The sequence below is a fragment of the Azospirillum sp. genome, assembly GCF_035627195.1.
GTDB lineage: Bacteria > Pseudomonadota > Alphaproteobacteria > Azospirillales > Azospirillaceae > Azospirillum.
In genome coordinates this window covers 1-2,040 of the sequence record NZ_DASPMG010000288.1, presented here as the reverse complement: position 1 = coordinate 2,040, position 2,040 = coordinate 1, and the positions used below count along the sequence as shown (strand labels likewise).

Here is a 2,040-nt window from a genome sequence, read left to right as displayed (position 1 = left end):
CGAGTCCGCCAAGGAGGAGGTCGGCAAGCGCCTGGAGGCGGCGGGGCAGGGCGAGCGCACCACGCAGTACCGCCTGCGCGACTGGGGCGTGTCGCGCCAGCGCTACTGGGGCTGCCCGATCCCCATGATTCACTGCGAGTCGTGCGGCGTCGTCCCGGTGCCGGAGGACCAGCTGCCCGTCGTGCTGCCGGAGGACGTGACCTTCGACAAGCCGGGCAACCCGCTGTCCCACCACCCGACGTGGAAGCACACGGCCTGCCCGTCCTGCGGCAAGCCGGCGGTGCGCGAGACCGACACCTTCGACACCTTCATCGAGTCGTCGTGGTATCCGGCCCGCTATTGCTCGCCCCATGAGGAGAAGGCCGGCTTCACGCGCGAGGCGGTCGACTACTGGATGCCGGTCGACCAGTACATCGGCGGCATCGAGCACGCCGTGCTGCACCTGCTCTACTCGCGCTTCTGGACGCGGGCGCTGCGCCACTGCGGCTACTGGGACATCACGGAGCCGTTCGCCGGCCTGTTCACCCAGGGCATGGTGAACCACGAGACGTACAAGGACGCCGGCACCGGCGCCTGGCTGTCGCCGGCCGACATCGTGAAGAACGACAAGGGCGACATGGTCCGCGTCGACAACGGCGCGCCGGTCACCGTCGGCCGCGTCGAGAAGATGTCGAAGTCGAAGAAGAACGTCGTCGACCCGGCGAACATCATCGAGTCGTACGGCGCCGACGCCGCCCGCTTCTTCATGCTGTCCGACAGCCCGCCGGAGCGCGACCTGGAGTGGACCGAGGCCGGCATCGACGGCGCGTGGCGCTACATCAGCCGCGTCTGGCGCATGATCACCGAGCCGCCGGTGGCGCTGCCCGCCGCCGGCACGCCGCTGCCGGCCGAGCTGTCGGAGACCGCGCAGGCGGCCCGCCGCCTGATCCACAAGGCGATCGCCGGCGTCAGCGACGACCTGGAGAAGTTCCGCTTCAACAAGGCCGTCGCCCGCGTGCGCGAGCTGTCCAACGCCCTGGGCGAGCTGGACGGCAAGGGGGCCGGCGAGGCCTGGGTGCTGCGGGAGGGTTTCGAGGCGCTGGTGCGCATGATCGGCCCGATGATGCCGCACCTGGCGGAGGAGCTGTGGGCGCAGCTGGGCCACGCCACGCTGCTGGCCGACCAGCCCTGGCCGGAGGCCGACGCGGCACTGGCCACCGACGACACCATCACGGTGGCCGTCCAGGTGAACGGCAAGCGCCGCGCCGAGATCGCCCTGCCGCGCGATTGCGCCAACGACGTCGCCGAAAAGACGGCGCTGGCCGATCCCAACGTCCTGCGCGCGATGGAAGGCAAGCCGGCGCGCAAGGTCATCGTCGTACCGAACCGGGTGATCAATGTCGTGGTCTAGACGCAGCGTCCTCACCGCGGCCGGCGCCGCGGCCCTGCTGGCCTTCCTGCCCGGCTGCGGCTTCCAGCCGCTGTACGGCGACCGCTCGGTCGGCGCCGGGGCGGCCGACAAGCTGGCCCAGGTCGACATCGCCAACCTGCCCGACCGGCACGGCCAGCAGCTGCGCAACCTGCTGATCGACCGCTTCTACCCGGACACGCGCCCGTCGAAGACGACGCACCGGCTGGAGGCGTCGATCACCGCGTTCGAGCAGAAGCTGGCCCTGCGCAAGGACGCCTCGGCAGAGCGCGCGCAGCTGGTGCTCAACGTGCCTTACAGGCTCGTGGACACCAGCAACGGCAAGGTGGTCTTCCAGGCCAGCAGCCGCGCGCTGATCGCCTACAACGTGCTGGAGGAGCACTACGGCGCCCTGCAGACGGTGGACAACGCCTACGAGCGCGGGCTCATCCAGATCTCCGACGAGATCACCAACCGCGTGGCGATGCACTTCGCCCGCGGCAACTGAGGCGGTCGCAACCCCGTGAAACTGCAGGGCAAGGCGGTCGACGCGTTCCTTCGGAACCCCGATCCGAAGGTGCGCGCGGTGCTGCTCTATGGCCCCGACGCCGGCTTGGTGCGCGACCGCGCGGCGGCACTGGGCAAGCTGGTGG

Annotated in this window: 2 protein-coding genes; both read left to right on the top strand. The window is 70.4% G+C overall.

All coding sequences use genetic code 11. The features are described 5' to 3' along the window. The coding region (locus VED21_RS26330; protein ID WP_324887647.1) for a class I tRNA ligase family protein at positions 1–1,390 on the top strand (1,390 nt) is incomplete at its 5' end. Next, a complete protein-coding gene (gene lptE / locus VED21_RS26325) occupies positions 1,377–1,895 on the top strand; it encodes an LPS assembly lipoprotein LptE (protein WP_324887645.1) in 519 nt (172 codons plus the stop codon). The genes VED21_RS26330 and lptE, both read left to right, overlap by 14 nt. Positions 1,896–2,040 lie beyond the last annotated feature (145 nt).